This is a genomic window from Streptomyces sp. NPDC002076 (assembly GCF_053593835.1).
In genome coordinates this window covers 151,836-168,766 of sequence record NZ_JBSFDI010000018.1, presented here as the reverse complement: position 1 = coordinate 168,766, position 16,931 = coordinate 151,836, and the positions used below count along the sequence as shown (strand labels likewise).

Here is a 16,931-nt window from a genome sequence, read left to right as displayed (position 1 = left end):
AGGGACACGCGTCCTGCGTGCCTGCCGGAGGGCCGGCCGAAGAAGCGGCCGATCCGCGCGAGCAGTCCCTGCGGTCGGTTCTCGGATGCCGGCATTGCGGCCTCCTCGGGTGTCTCGTGAGGACGGGATCCGTCCTCGGGTGGGACGCCCATATCAATCAATCTTCCAAGCCAGATATTTCTGCGCAAGAGGTTGAATGATGAACTAGTGAGGTGAGGTGTCTCACGTCGCCCACGTGCGCTCCTGAGCGTCACGCGTGTCTGACACGCGTGCAGACCGCGGCCGCGTGGGCGCTCGAGGTGCTCGGGATCTGTATGTGTGGATCCCCGGGCCCCCTGGCGTCGCGACGCTGTCGGTCGCGGCAATCGGCCCAGCCGTGTCGCTGTGTCGGCACGCATGCCCTCCCCTTTGACCGGTGCCGCATCACCCGATGGCGTTCCCGCTGCGTGTGCCCGACCGCTTCGCCACCGATCGGACGACCGCATCGAGCCCGCCGATCACGCCGACGAGTGCCGGGCTGGGTGTGGCGGCGATGGTGGTCGGTCTTCTCTGGCTCGCGAGCCTGGCTGTCGTTCTGGGCCGGCCGTGCGGCGGTCCATGCCGCCGGCGCGACAGGCTCGACGGTGGTCCCACCGGCCCTGGTGGCCGGGGTCCGGATCCTTGCCGCGTTCACCGAGGGCATCGAGGACCGTCCAGACGCCACCTTCGGGAACATCAAGGTGGATGTGCCGACTCTCTACGCTCCCGGCCTCCGGCCCACCGATTCCTCCCTCGGGCAGCATTCCGCGGGTCCGCTGCTTCCCGCCGCGCCAGCGAGGCCGCACCCTGGCGGACTGTGCGCTAAGCACAATGATCAGAATAAGTATGACTTTTTGGCCGATGTCTGCCTGGCCGCCCGTTCCTAGCGTGGTCGATGTGGGTTCGGCGTACTGCCCTACACGCCAGCTCTTCCGAACACCGACGCACCTGATGGGAACCACCGTGATGACTGACCTCGATCAGCCGGCACTCGCTCAGCCGCTGGACCTGCGCAAGGTATCCGACGCTGCGATAGCGATGATTGATGAGCATGGGACGGTGGTGGGATGGACGCAGGCCGCCCAGCGACTGGTCGACTACTCGGCCGGGGAGGTAGTTGGGCAATCTGCCGCCGCGCTGCTGGCGTCTCCCCAAGACGCAATGCAGGCATCAAGTTTCGCCGAGCAGCGCCGTGGGCCGCGCCACACCCACCTACCGTTAGTGCCGCAGCCGTGCCCAGCACACCGGGTCGACCGCGCAGCGGCTAAGGCAGGTCTTCACGGACGTGGCCGCCAGGGACCGGTGCGGGGCGGCCGGTCGTGGCGTACGAGCGGTGCGCCATGTAAGGGCTCGGTGCCCGGGCGATCCAGGCCGCCGCCGACCGGGATCGCCCGTGCACGGGCGTTGCCGTCAGCCTGACGTCGAAGCGTGTGATGTGTCCGGGTTACGGTATGCGGTCACCATGACAGGGCGATGTACTTGGACTCCGTGTAGTCGAGCAGCCCCTCATGACCACCCTCGCGTCCGATGCCGCTCTGCTTGGTACCGCCGAACGGCGCTGCCGGATCCGACACGACACCGCGGTTGAGCCCCACCATGCCGGAGTCCAGACGCTCACTCACCCGCAGGCCGCGGGCCAGGTCGGAGGTGTAGACGTAGGAGACCAGACCGTACTCCGTAGCGTTGGCCAGCTCGATCGCCTCGTCCTCGGTGGTGAAGCTGACGACAGGAGCGACCGGGCCGAAGATCTCCTCCTCCAGCACCGGCGCGCCCGGGGGCACGTCCTTGAGCACCGTCGGCGGGTAGTAGTGACCGGCGCCCTCGAGCGGCCGGCCGCCGGTCACCAGCGAGGCGCCGGCCTGCACGGTGCCCGTGACGAGTTCGGCCACCTTGTCCAGGGCTTCCGCGTTGACGAGCGGGCCGAGCTGCACTCCGTCGTCGAGGCCGGGGCCGACCTTCAGGGCGCCCATCGCCTCGGCCAGCCGACGGGTGAACTCGTCCGCGACCGATGCCTCGACGTAGAAGCGGTTCGCGGCCGTGCACGCCTCACCGCCGTTGCGCATCTTCGCCACCAGGGCGCCGGCCACCGCTTCGTCCAGGTCGGCGTCGGCGAAGACCAGGAACGGCGCATTGCCACCGAGCTCCATCGAGCAGTTGACCACGGTCTTGGACGCGGCAGCCAGCAGGACCCGGCCGACCTCGGTGGAACCCGTGAACGACAGCTTGCGTACCCGTGGGTCGTCCAGCATCGCGCCGACGACCGCCCCAGAGCGGCGAGAGGGCAGCACGTTCACCACACCGGCGGGCAAGCCCACCTCCTCGAAGAGGGCGGCGACGGCCAGCGCGGTCAGCGGTGTGTCACTGGCGGGCTTCAGGACCACGGTGCAGCCGGCCGCCAGTGCCGGACCGATCTTCCGGGTGGCCATCGCGGCGGGGAAGTTCCACGGTGTGACGAGGACCGAGACGCCGACCGGCTGGCGCAGCACGAGGATCTTGTTCGAGCCGGACGGCGCGGTCTGGACGCTGCCCAGGGTCCGCACGGCCTCCTCGGCGTACCAGCGGAAGAATTCTGCGGCGTAGGCCACCTCGCCGCGGGCGTCGGCGAGGGTCTTGCCGTTCTCCAGGACGATCAGCTCGGCGAATTCCTCCGCCCGTCGGGTCATCAGGTCAAAGGCGCGGCGGAGAAGCTCGGCTCGCTGCCGGGGTGGGGTGGCGGCCCAGCCGGGAAGGGCGGCATCGGCCGCGGTCACAGCAGCGAGGGCATCCTCGGTGGTCGCGCTGGCGACATCGGCAAGCTTTTCGCCGGTGGCCGGGTCCACGACATCGATACGGGAGCCGTCGCTCGACGGCTGCCAGTGGCCGCCGATGAACAGGTCGGTGGGGATCTTGTCGATACGGAGCCGGGCGGGGGAGCCCGAGTGGTGTGCACTCACTGATTCATCGCCTTCTGCACGTTCCGATGATGAGGTCCGCTGCGTGAGCGCCAGGTTGTCCGGCGTGGCAGCGGTGGGTGGTGCCATGAGCGTTGATGCGGACCGGTGCCGAGGGGGCGAGGCAGGGCTCCTCGGCGATCCTGGCCACCGGCTTGGTACTCCGGCGGCACGGCCGGAGGGTCCTCCGCGATCGTTCGACCGTTGCCACGACGGCTCCCGGGATATTCTCCGGTTGTCCGGGCGGCCGTCTCTCCCGTCACCGCCACGGGGCTGGGCGGGCCGCGCACCCGGCCGTCGCCACGGTTCGCTGCGAAAGGTGCTGCTGAGCGGTTTCATACGGCGGCCGGCCTCCAGGAGGCGAGGACGGCTCCGCTCACGGGGACATGAGCACCGCGTGTGCCGTGGCACGAGGCACGGGCCCGCCGCACGGGCCCGGGCCGTCGGGTGGGTCCCGTCAGTACGCGTTGGCGACGAAGAGCTCCTGCGCCGGGAACTTCGTGAGGATCTGTGGTCCGTCGGCGGTGACCACGACCTCCTCTTCTATGCGTGCCGCGGAGAAGCCGTCCGAGGCCGGGCAGTAGGTTTCCAGGGCGAAGACCATGCCCTCCTCGATCTCCACGGGGTTGTCCAGGCTGTTCAGCCGACTGATGATGGGCCGCTCGTGCAGACCGAGGCCCAGCCCATGGCCGAACTGCAGACCGAAGGCGGCCATCTCGTTGGCGAAACCGAACTCGGTCGCGGCCGGCCACACCCGAGCCACCTGGTCGGTGCCGACCCCTGGCTTCACCACGGCGATGGCGGCGTCCATCCACTCGCGGGCCCTGGTGTAGGCGTCACGCTGCGAGCTGGTGGCGCTGCCGACCGCGAAAGTGCGGTAGTAACAGGTGCGGTAGCCGTTATAGGACTGGATGATGTCGAAGAACGCCTGGTCCCCGGGGCGTATGAGTCGGTCGGAGAAGTTGTGCGGGTGCGGGTTGCAGCGCTCGCCGGAGACCGCGTTGATGGCCTCCACCTGGTCGGAGCCCATCTCGTACAGGCGCTTGTTGGCCAAGGCGACGATCTCGTTCTCCCGGATGCCGGGCCTGAGCACGTCGACGATGTCCTGATAGACCCCGTCCACCATGGCCGCGGCCATGGACAGCAGGGTGATTTCGTCCTGCGACTTGATGGTCCGGGCGTCGAGCATCATCTGCTGGGCGTCGACGACCTTCAGCCCCTGCCGCTGCATCTCGAACAGGAACGGCGGCTCGACGATGTCCACACCGACCGGCAGGTCCGCCACCCCCGCGTCCTCCAGCATGCCCTTGATCTCGCGCACCGCCGAGGCCATCAGGCCGGCGTCCGGAGCGATGGCGCCGCGCATGCCCAGCATGCCGGCACGGGAGTTCTCGGGCTTCAGCCATGGAGCGAACAACTGGTGATGTCTGGCGGCGGAACCGAAGTCCCACAGCACCGGGTCTCCTCCGCGGGTCAGCAGGGCGTAGCGGGTCATCTTGTCCCCGAGGGCACCGCCGATCCAGGTTTGCGTGGTGTAGCGGATGTTGTAGAAGTCGAACAGCAGGAAAGCGCCGCACTCGCTGGCGTCCAGCACGCCACGGGCGCGCTCCAGCCGGTAGGACCGCAGCCGGTCGTAGTCCACGCGTGTCTCGTAGTCGACTGCGCTGTGGCCGTGGGCCGGGATGGGGCGTGAGGCGCTCACGCTCGTCACTGTCATCGTGTGGTTCGTCCTTTGTCACGTTGCCCGGGAAACCGGCGAGGGGCCGTGCGGGCGGTCGGAGGAGGGGCGTTGTCGTCTCGTGGTGGGCTTGCCGAAGCCGTGCGGGCTCCTGGTGCCAGCTGGCCGAACGCTCAGGACCGGGGGGTGAGGCCGTCGTCCACCGTCACGTTCTCCGGTTCCAGCGTGATGCCGCAGCGGCGTGCCTGTTCGAGGATCAGAGTGGCGAAGTCCTCTTCGGTGTGCCCGGCGCCGATCGCCGCCTGGACGAACTGCGCGGTGGTCGAGGCCACGGGCATCGGAACTTCCAGTTCGCGGGCAGCGGCCAGTGCGAGGTCGAAGTCCTTGCGCAGCAGGATGTTGGTGAAGGTCGGCTTGAAATCAAGGTTGACCAACGCCGGCGACTTGTACTTGGTGAAAACAGAGCCCATCACCGAGTCGTTGAGGAACTCGAGGAACGCGGAGCGCTTGACGCCGCCCTTCTCCGCGAGCAGCGTGATCTCGGCCAGCGACTGGGTGACGACACCCAGAAAGACGTTGTGCGCGATCTTGACCAGGCGGGCCACCTCGTCCTCCCCGACGTAGGTCACACCGCGGCCCAGCAGGTTCAGCAGGGGCTCGACGGCATCGAACACCTCGCGTGGACCGGAGACCGCTACGGTCAGCTTGCCGGCCGTGATCACCTTCGGGTTGCCACTGACCGGCGCGGCCAGGAAGTCGGTGCCGCGCTTGGCGGCCGCTTCCCGTACGAGGGCGGAGACCTGGGTGGACACCGTGGAGCTGTCGATCAGTACGCCCGGTGCGACGTTCTTCGCGGTCAGCACGCCCCCGGGGCCGGTGGTGACCGTCTCCAGGTCCGCGGAGGCGGAGACCATCACGAACACGGCGTCCCGGTCGGCGAGTTCCTCGGGCCGGTCGACGATCGTCGCGCCCTTCTCGGACAGCGGCTCGGCCTTGGCCCGGGTCCGGTTGTAGACGGCGACATCGTGGCCGGCGTCGAGCAGACGGCCTGCCAGCTGGTACCCCATACGGCCGGTACCGATCCAGCCGATGCGGGGGCGGTCGGTGGCGACATACGTCATGGTCTTTCCTCACTCCTGGAAGACGGCGCAGCAGGGCCGGCATGCCGGCAGGCGGTAACCCCCGCCGTGGCGGAGAAGCCGACACGGGCTCGGTGACATGCGCTCGGTTGCTCTGAGAAAGCACCGGCCATGCCCAGCACGCGATGAGAAAGGGAGCACTTGATCTGTGGTGATGACACAACGTGTCCGCAGCGAGCGGGTCGGGCGCCGCTCGCCGTATGCGCTCTGCAATCGATTGCCACATTATGCTTGCGCCGCGCCTGTGGGCCTGTCAAGTGGGATGAAGCGGTGGTCGTTGCACCCCCGAGGCAATCGGTTGTGGTGACGCGGCGGACATCCCTAGACTGCGCCCGTGAGCACGCGCCCCACCCTGTCCGACGTCGCACGACTTGCCGGGGTTCACCAAGCCACGGCGTCCCGTGCCCTCAATCCCCGCACGAGCGGTCGAGTGAGCCCGGTGACGGCCAGGCGGGTCAGGGCCGCCGCGGAGGAGTTGGGGTTCACCCCCAACACCGCCGCCCGCAGCCTGCGGACGAACCGTTCGTTCACGGTCGGGGTCCTCATGCCGGACCTCACCAATCCGCTGTTCCCGCCCATGGCACGGGGCATCGAGGCGGCCCTTGCGCCTCGGGGCTACACCGCACTGCTGGCCAATACGGACAGCGATGAGGACAAGGAGCGCCACCAGTTCGACGTCCTGCTGGGGCGTCAGGTCGACGGGTTCATCGTCGCCACCGCGCGGCGCACACACCCGCTGCTGGACGAGGCGCGCAAGTCCGGAGTGCCCATCGTGCTCCTCAACCGTTGCACCGACCGGAAGCTCTTCCCGTTCGTCGCGGGCGATGACAGCGCCGGTGTGTCGCTCGCGGCCGAGCACCTGCTGGAGCGAGGGCACCGCTACGTCGCCCATGTGTCCGGCCCACAGGACATGTCCACCGGGATCACCCGAGCCCGGGCCTTTCGGCAAGCGATGGAGAGCGCAGGGATCGGCCCGGACCAGGCGCCGGTCATACCGGCCCGGGCGTACACGGTGGCGGCGGGAGAGCAGGCCACGGGCGAACTTCTCGACCGCCACCCGGCCACCACGGCGATCGTCGCCGGCAACGACCTGATCGCGCTCGGAGCGCTGCATGTGCTGCGCGCCAGGGGACTGCGCTGCCCGCAGGACGTCTCCCTGGTCGGGTTCAACGACATGCAGTTCGCGGATGAGTTCCAGCCGCCGCTGACCACCGTTCATGTGCCGCATCACGAACTCGGCGCGGAAGCCGCACACCTGCTGCTGGAGCTGCTGGACCGCTCGGAGCTGTCGCACGACACCGTGTCGGCGGCCAAGACAGTGCTGCTGCCCGTGCATCTGGTCATCCGGGAATCGACCGCGGACGCCGTGGACCGCAAGCCGACGCGCGACTGAGACACATCCCGCAAGACATGTACGAGGTCAGCTGCGGCCTGACCGCCGAAGACGCTCGCCGGCAGGCTGTGTGGGCACGATGCGCAGGCTCTGGCCAGGCGGGCTGTCCGGCCAGGACCCATGCCTGTGTGGCCGTGTCATCAGTGCTGCTCGCTGGAGAACACCTCGGGATGACGCAGAAGCTCGAGGCGGGTGCGCTTGATGTGGCCGATGAGCACGTGTTCGGCCGTTTCGACGTCTCGTCGCTGGATGGCCTCGATGAGCAGCCGATGCTCGGCGTTGATGACCCATGTGCGGTCAGGGCCGGCCAGCCGGGTGAAGGCGCGACGATAGTGCTGTGTCATGTCCCAGTATCGGTTGACCATGCTGTTGAGCTCGGTGACGGTGCATCCGCTGTAGGTGAGTGTGTGCAGCTCGCGGTCCAGGCGCAGAAAGTCCTCGACATCGTCGGAGGCCTCGATCTGTGCCTGGATCTCCTCGAGGCGGTCGATGGCGGCGTCGCTCAGCGCTGCGAGTGATTCGACCAGAGCCAGGGGCTCGACCCGTTCGCGGATCTTGTAGGCGATCTCGCAGTCGCGCTGCTCCATCGTGGCGACCCAGGCTCCGGTGCTGGAGCGCAGCGTCACCAGGCCAGAGGATTCCAGGATGCGCAGAGCCTCTCGAACGGGCAGGCGGCTCGCGCCGAACTGCTCGGCGATCTCGTCCTGGACGATGCGTTCACCAGGTGACAGCTGGCCGGCGAGGATCTGCTCGCGCAGGTGCTCCGCGATGCGCCTGCTGGCCACGCCCGCCCTGAGCGCTGCCTTAGTGCCCGCCACGTGCCCTCCGGTACTTTTGCATGGTTTGCGCTGGTGAGGGGAGCCTATCGAAGGCCTTACCGTCCGGGTACGAGACCAGTTCGAACTGCATGCCCCACGGTGCGAGGAAGTACACCCACCGCTGGCCTGCGCTGGGTCCCTTGCTCGTGGTCGGTTCGCCGAGCACCCGGACTCCGCGTTCGTGCAGGTATGCCACGGCCGCGTCGAGATCCTCGACGTACAGGGCGACGTGGTGACCGCCGACGTCGCTGTTCTGCGGCTGTTCGCGGCGCCGGTCCGTGGCCTCGTAGTCGAACACTTCGAAGATCGCCGCTCCGCCGCAGCGGAAGAAGTGCAGGCGGCGCATCACCGTGTCGGCCGCCACGTTGAGGTGATCGGCCATCCAGGTTCCGTCGTCCTGGTAAGGGCCGAGTGTGTACATGTACTCGCACCCCAGGACATCGACGAGGAAATGCCGTGCCTCGTCGAGGTCGGGGACCGTAAATCCGAAGTGATCGACCCCGGCCAGGCCGGGCAGTCCGGATGCTGACTCCCTCACGAATTCCTCCCATTGGATCCGATCGCTGTGTGCTTCAGCCTAGTGGGCCCTCGGTTTCAGGCATAGGCCTCGCCAGTTGCTCCACATCTTCAGTTCTCAGCCTTGTCGTTGGATCCAATGTGTGTCAGGGTCCGGCGTGTATCAAGCCACGTCGAGGAGGCTTCATGGCCACGCACCACCGGCTGCGCGCGGCGTCGAACTGGGTGGAACTGCGGGCCACCGACAGGGACTGGGACAACGTCGACGGCGATGACCTGCGCCGGATGCTCAGTCACCTGTTGTGGATCCGCTCCTTCGAGGAGTACGTACTGGAGCTCGCCGGCCAGGGGCTGATCCACGGCCCTGCGCATTCGAGCATCGGGCAGGAGGGAGGAGCCGTCGGCTCGGTGCTGCCTCTGCGCAGCAGTGACGTCATCAACGGCACCCACCGCGGCCACCACCAGTTCCTGGCCAAGGCGTTCGCGTATGTCGCCGATGCACCGTCCGGATCACTGGCGAAAATCACGCCGGGCGTGCGGACAGTTCTGGAGCGCACGCTGGCCGAGATCTGCGGTCTCGAACGGGGGTTCTGCCGGGGCCGCGGCGGATCCATGCACCTGCAGTGGCGCGAGGCCGGCGCGATGGGCACGAACGCCATCGTCGGCGGCGGTGTCCCGCAGGCCGCGGGCTTCGCCTGGGCCCACCAACGGGCCGGTACCGATGCCGTGTCGGTGACCTACTTCGGTGACGGCGCCGTGAACATCGGCTCGGTTCTGGAGACGTTCAACCTCGCGGCAGCATGGAAGCTGCCCGTCTGCTTCTTCATCGAGAACAACCAGTACGCGGTATCCACCCATGTGAGCGAGGCGACCGCCGAGCCGCGGCTGTCCGCCCGTGGCCTGGGCTTCAACATCCCCAGCTGGCGTGTGGACGGCATGGACCCCGTGGCTGTCCAACTGGCGATGCAAGAAGCCCTCGACGTCATGCGTTCCGGAGGCGGCCCGACGATCGTCGAGGCCGAGGTCTACCGGTTCTTCCACCAGAACGGCCCCTACCCCGGCAGTGCCTTCGGGTACCGGGACAGGGCCGAGGAGAAGAGCTGGCGCGAGCGCGACCCGCTCGAGATGCTCAAGCGGCAGCTGCTGCGCCGTGCGCTGGCAACCCGGGAAGAGATCGACCAGGCGGCCGTCGACATAGCCACCACCATGTCCGACATCGGCGACGAGCTGCTGGAACCGGTACCCGACGGCAAGCCCGGCCAGCGGCGGATCAAGGCTTCGGAGTGGCCCGAGTCGACCTTCGTCGACGTCGGCGTTCGCGGTGACCTCAGCGAGTTCGACGAGGGCGTGCGGTTCGAGGAAGCAGAGAGCTTCACCGGCGCCACAGACACCGTCAAGTTCATCGACGTGGTCAGCAAGGTCATGCAGCGGCGCATGGCGCAGGACGACTCCATCGTCGTCATGGGCGAGGACGTCCACAAGCTGAAGGGCGGCACGAACGGTGCCACCAAGAACCTCGCCGAGAACTTCCCCGGGCGGATTCTGGGTACGCCCATCAGCGAGAACGCATTCGTCGGCCTCAGCGGCGGCATCGCCCTCGACGGACGCTACCAGCCGGTCGCGGAACTGATGTACGCCGATTTCATGTGGGTGGCAGCCGACCAATTGTTCAACCAGGTCGCCAAGGCCCGGCACATGTTCGGCGGCGACAGCGACATGCCCTTCGTGCTGCGCAGCAAGATCGCCGCCGGCACGGGCTACGGCTCGCAGCACACCATGGACCCCGCCGGAGTGCTGGCCACCGCCCCAGGCCTGCGCATCGCGGCGCCGAGCACCCCCTTCGACTACGTGGGGATGATGAACGCAGCCCTGCGCTGCAAGGACCCCGTCGTCGTCCTGGAGCACGTCGACCTGTACAACTCGTCGGGCATCGGACCGGTCGACGACTTCGACTACTGCATCCCGGTCGGCAAGGCCGCGTTCAGGCGGCGCGGCCAGGACCTGACCGTCATTTCCTACCTGTCGATGGTGGACCGCTGCCTCGAGGCTCTGGACGCGGTCGAGACGGTCGACGCCGATGTCATCGACCTGCGGTGGCTCGACCGGGCCGGCGTCGACTGGGAGGCGATCGAGGAGAGCGTGAAGAAGACCAACAACGTTCTCATCGTCGAGCAGGGCGCCGTCGGCACGTCCTACGGTGGTTGGCTCGCCGACGAGATCCAGCGCCGCCTCTTCGACTGGCTGGACCAGCCGGTGCAGCGCGTGACAGGGGCTGAGTCGTCGCCGAGCATCAGCAAGGTCCTCGAACGCGCCGCCATCGCCGGCACCGAGGAGATCATCGCCCGGCTCCGTCAGATCCGCGACGCCGGCTGAGCTCGCCGCATTCCCGCAGCCGAGAGGACACAAGGAGAGGTCATGGCCAAGCTGCTGCACATGCCCGAGGTGGCGGCAGGATCGACCGAGGCGTTGCTGTCGCAGTGGCTCGTCAAGGAGCACGGCAGCTTCGGTGCCGGGGATCCCATCGCCGTCATCGAAACCGACAAGGCGATGGTCGAGCTGGAGGCGGAGCATGACGCGACGCTGGCCGGCATTCTCGCCGAGGCCGGCAGCACCGTGGAGGTCGGCTCACCCATCGCGGTACTAGTGGATCCAGGCGAGGACTTCACCGACCTGAACGCCGTGCTCGGCCGCCTGGGAATCGCCCGAGGTCCCTCCACGGACACCACCGCGCGGGCCGGCAGTACCCCCGCCCCGCTGCCGGAAGGACCGGACGCCGCACCGACTGCGACCGAGGAACATGAACGGATCTTCGCCAGCCCCCTTGCGAGGCGATTGCTGAAACAGGCCGGACTGTCGCTGGCCGACGTCCACGGCACCGGACCGCACGGGCGGATCGTCCGCAAGGACGTCGAACGGGCGATCGCGGCCCGAGTGGACGGTGGCGCGGCTGCGGCCAACGGCTCCGCCGCCCAGACCTCAGCGGCGGAACCGACCCATGTCAGCCGGACCCCGCCCGAGGCAGCCAGGCCACAGGCGCCGGCTTCGGAGGCCGGGAGGCAGGCCGCGGCGGCCCCGCCCGGCCTGGCTGAGATCATCCCGCACACGCGCCTGCGGCGTGCCGTTGCCGCCCGCCTGACCCGGAGCAAGCAGCAGGCCCCGCACTTCTATCTCAAAGGCAGTGCCCGCATCGACACGCTGTTGGCTCTGCGCAGTGAGGTCAACCAGGTCTCCGCCATCCGCGTCTCGGTCAACGACTTCGTCATCAAGGCGGCGGCGTACGCGCACCAGCAGGTACCGCAGATGAATGTCGTATGGCAGGACGAGACAATGCTCCGCTACGCCTCCGTCGACATCGGCGTTGCCATCGCCTCCCCCCGGGGCCTCGTCACCCCCGTCGTCAGGTCCGTGGACGCGCGACCTCTGGGCAGCGTGGCCCGCGAGGTCAAGGACTACGTCGAGCAGGCCGGCGCCGGACGGCTCGCCCAGAGCGACCTTGAGGGCGGAACCTTGACCATCACCAACCTCGGCATGTTCGGGGTGGAGGAATTCGCCGCCATCATCAACCCGCCCCAGGCGGCCATCCTCGCCGTCGGTGCAGGCCGCCGAGAGCCGGCGGTCAGCGACGACGGAACACTTACCACGGCGACCGTCATGCGCGTGGTGCTCTCCGTCGACCACCGGGCCGTCGACGGCGCCGACGCGGCGCGCTGGATGAGCGAGTTCACCAAAGCGGTCGAGCAGCCGATGCTCCTGCTCCTTTAGCCTCGCGCTTCCGCGTGCACAGCAGACTTGGAGGCCTTGATGACCTAGCTGTTCTTCGGCCGGAAGCCGGCTGTTGCCTGCCGATGGAAGTCCGGTCCGGGCAACTGCCCGGAGCCCCGGTGACAGATTGGCGGCGTCGGGGGGAAACGCCCGGCGTCGAGCCATCATCGAAAACCCTGCAGGGGGAGCGAAGCGGTCTGCCCTGCCTCCGCGGCGGGTGGACGGTGCACGGCTTGTGGGTCGCGTGCCACGGATGACCGCACGGCGGCTCCGCGGCAGGACCAGAAAGTCCGGGTCCGGGGAGCGGGCGTCGATCGAGATCGTCGCCCCTCGCCCGGCTGCACAGCCGGCACTCCAAGGAGATGCCCCCACCCGTTGCAATCGTTCGCATTGCGGATGGTCCGATGCGACGGCAAGACCATCCGACCCCTTGACACCATGTGGCGCACTCCACAATATGTGGGCAGCGTGCAATCGATTGCCAATCGTCTGGTCACAACTGCGGCCGCTGTGACGACCAGGCGACCCTTGTCCAGCCACTTGCCCTTCTCTCGATCGGTCGCAGCGCCTGGATCGGGCGGTGCCGCATCCGATTGCAAGGACCGGCCGGTGGGTGTGCCGTTCAAGTCGAAGCGGTGACGCTGCGCAACCCGGCCGAAGGGACGGCGCCGCGCAGCCCACATCCTCGCCACTGCTCCACCAGGTCCGCCCAACTCGGCGGCGGACCGGCCGACTCGGCCACCGGCCTGGTCGGTGCGACGACCTCACCACACGCCACTCACGAGGACCACCCATGAAACGCAACGCACGTCGCCGGAATGCCTTGACCGCGGTTGCCGCTGCCTGCGCGCTGGCCGCGACCGGCTGCGCCACCTCTGGCTCCGATGACGCCGGATCAGCCCACGGCCCGCTCGTCATCGGTGCCTCGGTGTCGCTCACCGGGGACTTCGCCGATTCCGGTCAGGCTGTCCAGCGCGGTTACCAGCTGTGGGCCGACTCCGTCAACGCCAAGGGCGGCCTGCTCGGCCGCAAGGTGCAGATCAAGATCGTCGACGACCTGTCCAGCCCCACCCAGGTCATCACCAACTACCAGAATCTCATCAACCAGGACCATGTCGACCTGGTGTTCGGCCCGTTCTCCAGCCTGCTGACCATACCGGCGGCACAGGTCGCCAAGCGGTACGGATACGCCTTCCTCGAGCCGGCCGGCGGTGGTCCGAAGGTCTTCGAACAGCACCTGAACAACCTCTTCTTCGTCCAGCCGGCGCCCTCCACTCGCTCCGGTGATGTGTTCGCCAACTGGATACTGTCGCTCCCGGCCGACAAGCGGCCGAAGACCGCCGCCTACGCGGAGCTGGACGACCCGTTCGCCGCCCCGGTCGCCGAAAGCGTCCGGGCCAGGTTCGAGGCCGCGGGCATCAAGACCGTGTACAAGCAGGTGTATCCGGCCGAGACCCAGGACCTCTCTCCGGTGATGTCCGGTGTTGCCGCAGCTCACCCGGACGTCCTGGTCGGTGGCACCCAGACCCAGGACGCCTACCAGCAGGTCAAGGCACTGGTACAGCTGCACTTCAACCCGAAGTTCATGTTCCAGTCGAACGGCGCGAACTCCCCGCAACAGTTCCCCGACAAGGTGGGTGCCGGCAACACCACGGGCGTCATGTCCTCCGGTGACTGGTATCCGGGGTCCACCGCACCGGGTAGCGCCGGATTCACCGCCGAGTACCTGAAGAAGTACGGCGGCACCCCGCAGAAGATCGACAACACGTCCGCCGAGGCCTACGCCTGCGGGCAGTTGCTGGAAGAGGTCGCCAAGAAGACCGGCAAGCTCGACAACGCCACGATCACCCAGTCCCTGCACTCGGGGAGCTGGCCCACTCTGCTCGGGAACATGGCTTGGAGGGCCGATGGCTCTCCGACCGGCGAGTTCTCCCTCGTCCAGTGGCAGGGCGGCAAGCTCGTGCCCGTCTACCCCGCGGGTGTCGCCCGGGTCGCCCCGGTCCACCCCAAGCCGAACTGGGGCGGGTGACACACGCCATGCACAGCCTCATCCAGGCGCTCATCCTCGGCCTCCTCACCGCCGGCGTCTATGCGCTCATGGCCTCCGGGCAGACCCTGATCTTCGGCATCATGAAGGTAGTCAACCTGGCGCAGGGAGCGATGGTCATCCTGGGCGCCTACCTGGCCTATCAACTGTTCACCTCCTTCGGCCTCGACCCGTTCCTGGCCATCCCGATCACCACGGTCGTTATGTTCGCGCTCGGGGTGGCGGTCGAGGTGTGCTTCCTGCGGCCGCTGAAGAGGGAGGACCGCTCCGAACTCAGCCTGCTCGTCACCTTCGCCGTCGCCCTGCTCGTCGAGGGCGTCATGAGCGTGGTGTGGAAGACCAACTACCGAAGCGTCAGCACCTCCTACAGCAACGCCAGCTGGTCCGTATTCGGCTACCAGATCACCCTGGTGCGGCTGTGGGGCTTCTTGCTCTCGCTCGTCGCCCTCGGCCTTCTGTATCTGCTGCTGAACCGGACGCGTTTCGGCCGGGCCGTGCGCGCCACCGTGCAGAACCCGGACGCCGCCCGCCTGCTCGGCGTCGAGGCCCAGCGCGTGTCCGCCCTCGGCTTCGGGCTCGGGTCGGCAACCGCGGCAGCAGCCGGCTCCGTCTACGGGCTGCTGTATCCGTTCAACTCCGGCAGTCACTACGACCTGATCTCGTTGCTGCTGTCCATCGTCCTGCTCGGTGGTCTGGGCAGCGTGGTCGGGGCCGTGATCGGTGCGGTGATCGTGTCGGTCTCCTCCGCCGTGGTCGCCTCGACACTCTCACCGTCCTGGTCCGGGATGACGTACTTCGTCATCATCCTCCTCATCCTTCTCCTGAGGCCGCGAGGCCTGTTCGGCACCGCGACCCGGGGGGCCATATGAAAGCGTTCCGTGGCGCAGCAATCGCCATCGTCTTCTTCGGGCTGCTGGCGGCCCTGCCGTCGTTCAATCTGGCGCACTGGGCGATCAACATGCTGATCTTCACCCTGATGTTCGCGGTGATGTCCAGTGCCTGGAACATCGTCGGCGGGTTCGCCGGCTATCCCTCCCTCGGCCACGCCGCCTTCTTCGGTATCGGCGCCTACGCGGAAGGGCTGTGGTTCGCCCACCACTCCGTCACCAGCGGCTACGAGCCGTTCTGGGCGCTACCGGCGATCGGCCTGCTCGGTGCCGTCCTGGGCCTGCCCATCGCCGCAGTGGCGATGCGCACTCGGGCCGATGTCTTCGCCATCGTCACCATCACGCTTCTGTTCGTCACCCAGACCCTTGCGTTCAACCTGCACGGCATCACTGGAGGCGCCCAGGGGCTGGCCCTGCCACAGCCGCCCTTCTCGGGAGCCGGATTCGACCGGCCCTTCTACTACGTCCTGCTGGTGCTGCTCGCGATGGTGATGGCAGTCACGTACGCGATCATGCGCACCAAGGTCGGACTGAGCCTGGTCGTGATACGCGCGGACGAGGACAAGGCTCGCGGCATCGGCGTTCGCACCACCGGAGTCAAACTACTGGCCTTCGCCCTCAGCGTCGGCTTCACGGCCATGGTGGGCGCGGTGTGGGGCTACTACGAGGGCTTCATCTACCCGCAGTTCGCCATCGACCCGCTGATCACGATCGCGATCGTCCTGATGACCTTCCTCGGAGGTCGTGCCACCTTGTGGGGCCCGGTCATCGGCGCCTTCATCCTGGAATCCGCCCAGCAGTACCTCGCCTACCAGCTCGGCGGCAGCCAGGTCTACCTCATCGCCTACGCCCTGGTGTTCCTGCTGATCATGCTGCTACTGCCGCGGGGCATCCTGCCCACCGTCCAGGACCGGATCCGGCGGCGGAGCCGGGCCAGAGTCGTCGCCGGCCTGTCCGCCCCGCGAACGGCCCCCGGCGCCCCCGTGCCGACGACAGAAGGAGGGCACTTGTGACCGCACTGCTCGAGGTGACCGACGCCACCAAGTCCTTCGGCGGAACGCGGGCGGTCGACTCCTGCTCGTTCGCCGTCCAGCGCGACACCGTCACCGCCCTCATCGGCCCCAACGGGTCGGGCAAGACCACCCTGTTCAATCTGATCACCGGATACCTGCGGCCCGACAGCGGCCAGGTACGGTTCAACGGGCGTGAGGTCACAGGCCTGGACGCCGGTACTCTCTACCGGCGCGGCCTGTCCCGCACCTTCCAGCAGGCCCGGGTCTTCCCGCAGCTGAGCGTCGAGGAGAACCTGGTGGTCGCCGGCGGCTACAGCTGGCGGCAGCTGCTGACCCGGCGGGTGAGCCGAGCCGACCGGCAGCGGGCGGGCCGACTGCTGGAGGAGTTCCGGCTGGCACCCGTCGCCGACCTGCTGGCCTCGGAGCTCTCCTACGGCCAGCGCAAGTTGCTGGAGTTCGCCGCAGTGCTGATGAGCGACCCGGAGCTGGTGCTCCTGGACGAGCCCACCGCGGGCGTCAACCCGGTCATGATCGAGACTATGGAACGCCACATCCGGCAACGGCACGCGGCTGGAGTCACGTTCCTCATCGTCGAGCACGACATGACCTTCGTCATGCGACTGTGTGACCCGGTCATCGTGCTCGACCAGGGAAAGCGGATCTTCACCGGCACACCGGACGAGGTCCAAACCAATTCTCTCGTCCTCGACGCCTACCTGGGGAGCTGACC

At 67.9% G+C, this 16,931-nt stretch carries 13 protein-coding genes; 8 read left to right on the top strand and 5 right to left on the bottom strand.

Translation table 11 applies throughout. The features are described from left to right. Window positions 1–396: 396 nt before the first annotated feature. The gene (locus tag ACWCQS_RS32450; RefSeq protein WP_451007802.1) at window positions 397–1,437 is read left to right on the top strand and encodes a PAS domain-containing protein; all 1,041 of its coding nucleotides are present in this window, start codon (window positions 397–399) and stop codon (window positions 1,435–1,437) included. A 38-nt stretch (window positions 1,438–1,475) separates the two neighbouring features. On the opposite strand, the gene ACWCQS_RS32445 is transcribed toward ACWCQS_RS32450, so the two are convergent. The 3 genes from ACWCQS_RS32445 to ACWCQS_RS32435 form a co-directional block, all read right to left on the bottom strand. Continuing rightward, window positions 1,476–2,951, bottom strand: coding sequence for an NAD-dependent succinate-semialdehyde dehydrogenase (locus ACWCQS_RS32445; RefSeq protein ID WP_451007759.1), 1,476 nt, complete (start codon window positions 2,949–2,951; stop codon window positions 1,476–1,478). Window positions 2,952–3,405: 454 nt separating this feature from the next. Continuing rightward, the gene (locus ACWCQS_RS32440; RefSeq protein ID WP_399179887.1) at window positions 3,406–4,650 is read right to left on the bottom strand and encodes a M24 family metallopeptidase; all 1,245 of its coding nucleotides are present in this window, start codon (window positions 4,648–4,650) and stop codon (window positions 3,406–3,408) included. A gap of 149 nt (window positions 4,651–4,799) precedes the next feature. Then, window positions 4,800–5,747 carry an NAD(P)-dependent oxidoreductase gene (locus ACWCQS_RS32435; protein WP_451007758.1) on the bottom strand — a complete coding sequence of 316 codons (948 nt, stop codon included), beginning with the start codon at window positions 5,745–5,747 and terminating at the stop codon, window positions 4,800–4,802. A gap of 352 nt (window positions 5,748–6,099) precedes the next feature. Here ACWCQS_RS32435 and ACWCQS_RS32430 point away from each other — a divergent pair, with 352 nt between their 5' ends. After that, window positions 6,100–7,158 (top strand): LacI family DNA-binding transcriptional regulator, encoded by a 1,059-nt coding sequence (locus ACWCQS_RS32430; protein WP_451007757.1) that lies wholly within the window; start codon window positions 6,100–6,102, stop codon window positions 7,156–7,158. A gap of 140 nt (window positions 7,159–7,298) precedes the next feature. On the opposite strand, the gene ACWCQS_RS32425 is transcribed toward ACWCQS_RS32430, so the two are convergent. Then, entirely contained in the window at window positions 7,299–7,976 is a 678-nt protein-coding gene (locus tag ACWCQS_RS32425) for a GntR family transcriptional regulator (RefSeq protein ID WP_451007756.1), read from the bottom strand. Then, window positions 7,963–8,514, bottom strand: a complete 552-nt coding sequence (locus tag ACWCQS_RS32420) for a VOC family protein (RefSeq protein ID WP_399179879.1) — start codon at window positions 8,512–8,514, stop codon at window positions 7,963–7,965. Before ACWCQS_RS32420 ends, ACWCQS_RS32425 begins: the two co-directional genes overlap by 14 nt. Window positions 8,515–8,678: 164 nt before the next feature. Between ACWCQS_RS32420 and ACWCQS_RS32415 the strand changes: the two genes are divergently transcribed. The 6 genes from ACWCQS_RS32415 (at window position 8,679) to ACWCQS_RS32390 (ending at window position 16,929) form a co-directional block, all read left to right on the top strand. Next, complete coding sequence (locus ACWCQS_RS32415; RefSeq protein WP_451007755.1) at window positions 8,679–10,865, top strand: alpha-ketoacid dehydrogenase subunit alpha/beta; 2,187 nt, start codon at window positions 8,679–8,681, stop codon at window positions 10,863–10,865. Window positions 10,866–10,907: 42 nt separating this feature from the next. After that, a complete protein-coding gene (locus tag ACWCQS_RS32410) occupies window positions 10,908–12,254 on the top strand; it encodes a dihydrolipoamide acetyltransferase family protein (RefSeq protein WP_451007754.1) in 1,347 nt (448 codons plus the stop codon). 793 nt (window positions 12,255–13,047) lie between these two features. Beyond that, on the top strand, window positions 13,048–14,283 hold the full coding sequence (locus ACWCQS_RS32405; RefSeq protein ID WP_399179873.1) for an amino acid ABC transporter substrate-binding protein: 1,236 nt from the start codon (window positions 13,048–13,050) through the stop codon (window positions 14,281–14,283). Window positions 14,284–14,291: 8 nt separating this feature from the next. Next, window positions 14,292–15,170, top strand: a complete 879-nt coding sequence (locus tag ACWCQS_RS32400; protein WP_399179871.1) for a branched-chain amino acid ABC transporter permease — start codon at window positions 14,292–14,294, stop codon at window positions 15,168–15,170. After that, entirely contained in the window at window positions 15,167–16,201 is a 1,035-nt protein-coding gene (locus ACWCQS_RS32395; RefSeq protein WP_451007753.1) for a branched-chain amino acid ABC transporter permease, read from the top strand. The genes ACWCQS_RS32400 and ACWCQS_RS32395 overlap by 4 nt, the downstream gene beginning before the upstream one ends. Further along, window positions 16,198–16,929, top strand: coding sequence for an ABC transporter ATP-binding protein (locus ACWCQS_RS32390; protein ID WP_351208767.1), 732 nt, complete (start codon window positions 16,198–16,200; stop codon window positions 16,927–16,929). The genes ACWCQS_RS32395 and ACWCQS_RS32390 overlap by 4 nt, the downstream gene beginning before the upstream one ends. The last annotated feature ends 2 nt before the right edge of the window (window positions 16,930–16,931 follow it).

Coding starts and splice junctions, on each gene's coding strand:
- ACWCQS_RS32450 (WP_451007802.1), top strand. CDS start 397: ATGCCCTCCCCTTTGACCGGTGCCGCATCACCCGATGGCGTTCCCGCT.
- ACWCQS_RS32435 (WP_451007758.1), bottom strand. CDS start 5,747: ATGACGTATGTCGCCACCGACCGCCCCCGCATCGGCTGGATCGGTACC.
- ACWCQS_RS32415 (WP_451007755.1), top strand. CDS start 8,679: ATGGCCACGCACCACCGGCTGCGCGCGGCGTCGAACTGGGTGGAACTG.
- ACWCQS_RS32410 (WP_451007754.1), top strand. CDS start 10,908: ATGGCCAAGCTGCTGCACATGCCCGAGGTGGCGGCAGGATCGACCGAG.
- ACWCQS_RS32405 (WP_399179873.1), top strand. CDS start 13,048: ATGAAACGCAACGCACGTCGCCGGAATGCCTTGACCGCGGTTGCCGCT.
- ACWCQS_RS32400 (WP_399179871.1), top strand. CDS start 14,292: ATGCACAGCCTCATCCAGGCGCTCATCCTCGGCCTCCTCACCGCCGGC.
- ACWCQS_RS32395 (WP_451007753.1), top strand. CDS start 15,167: ATGAAAGCGTTCCGTGGCGCAGCAATCGCCATCGTCTTCTTCGGGCTG.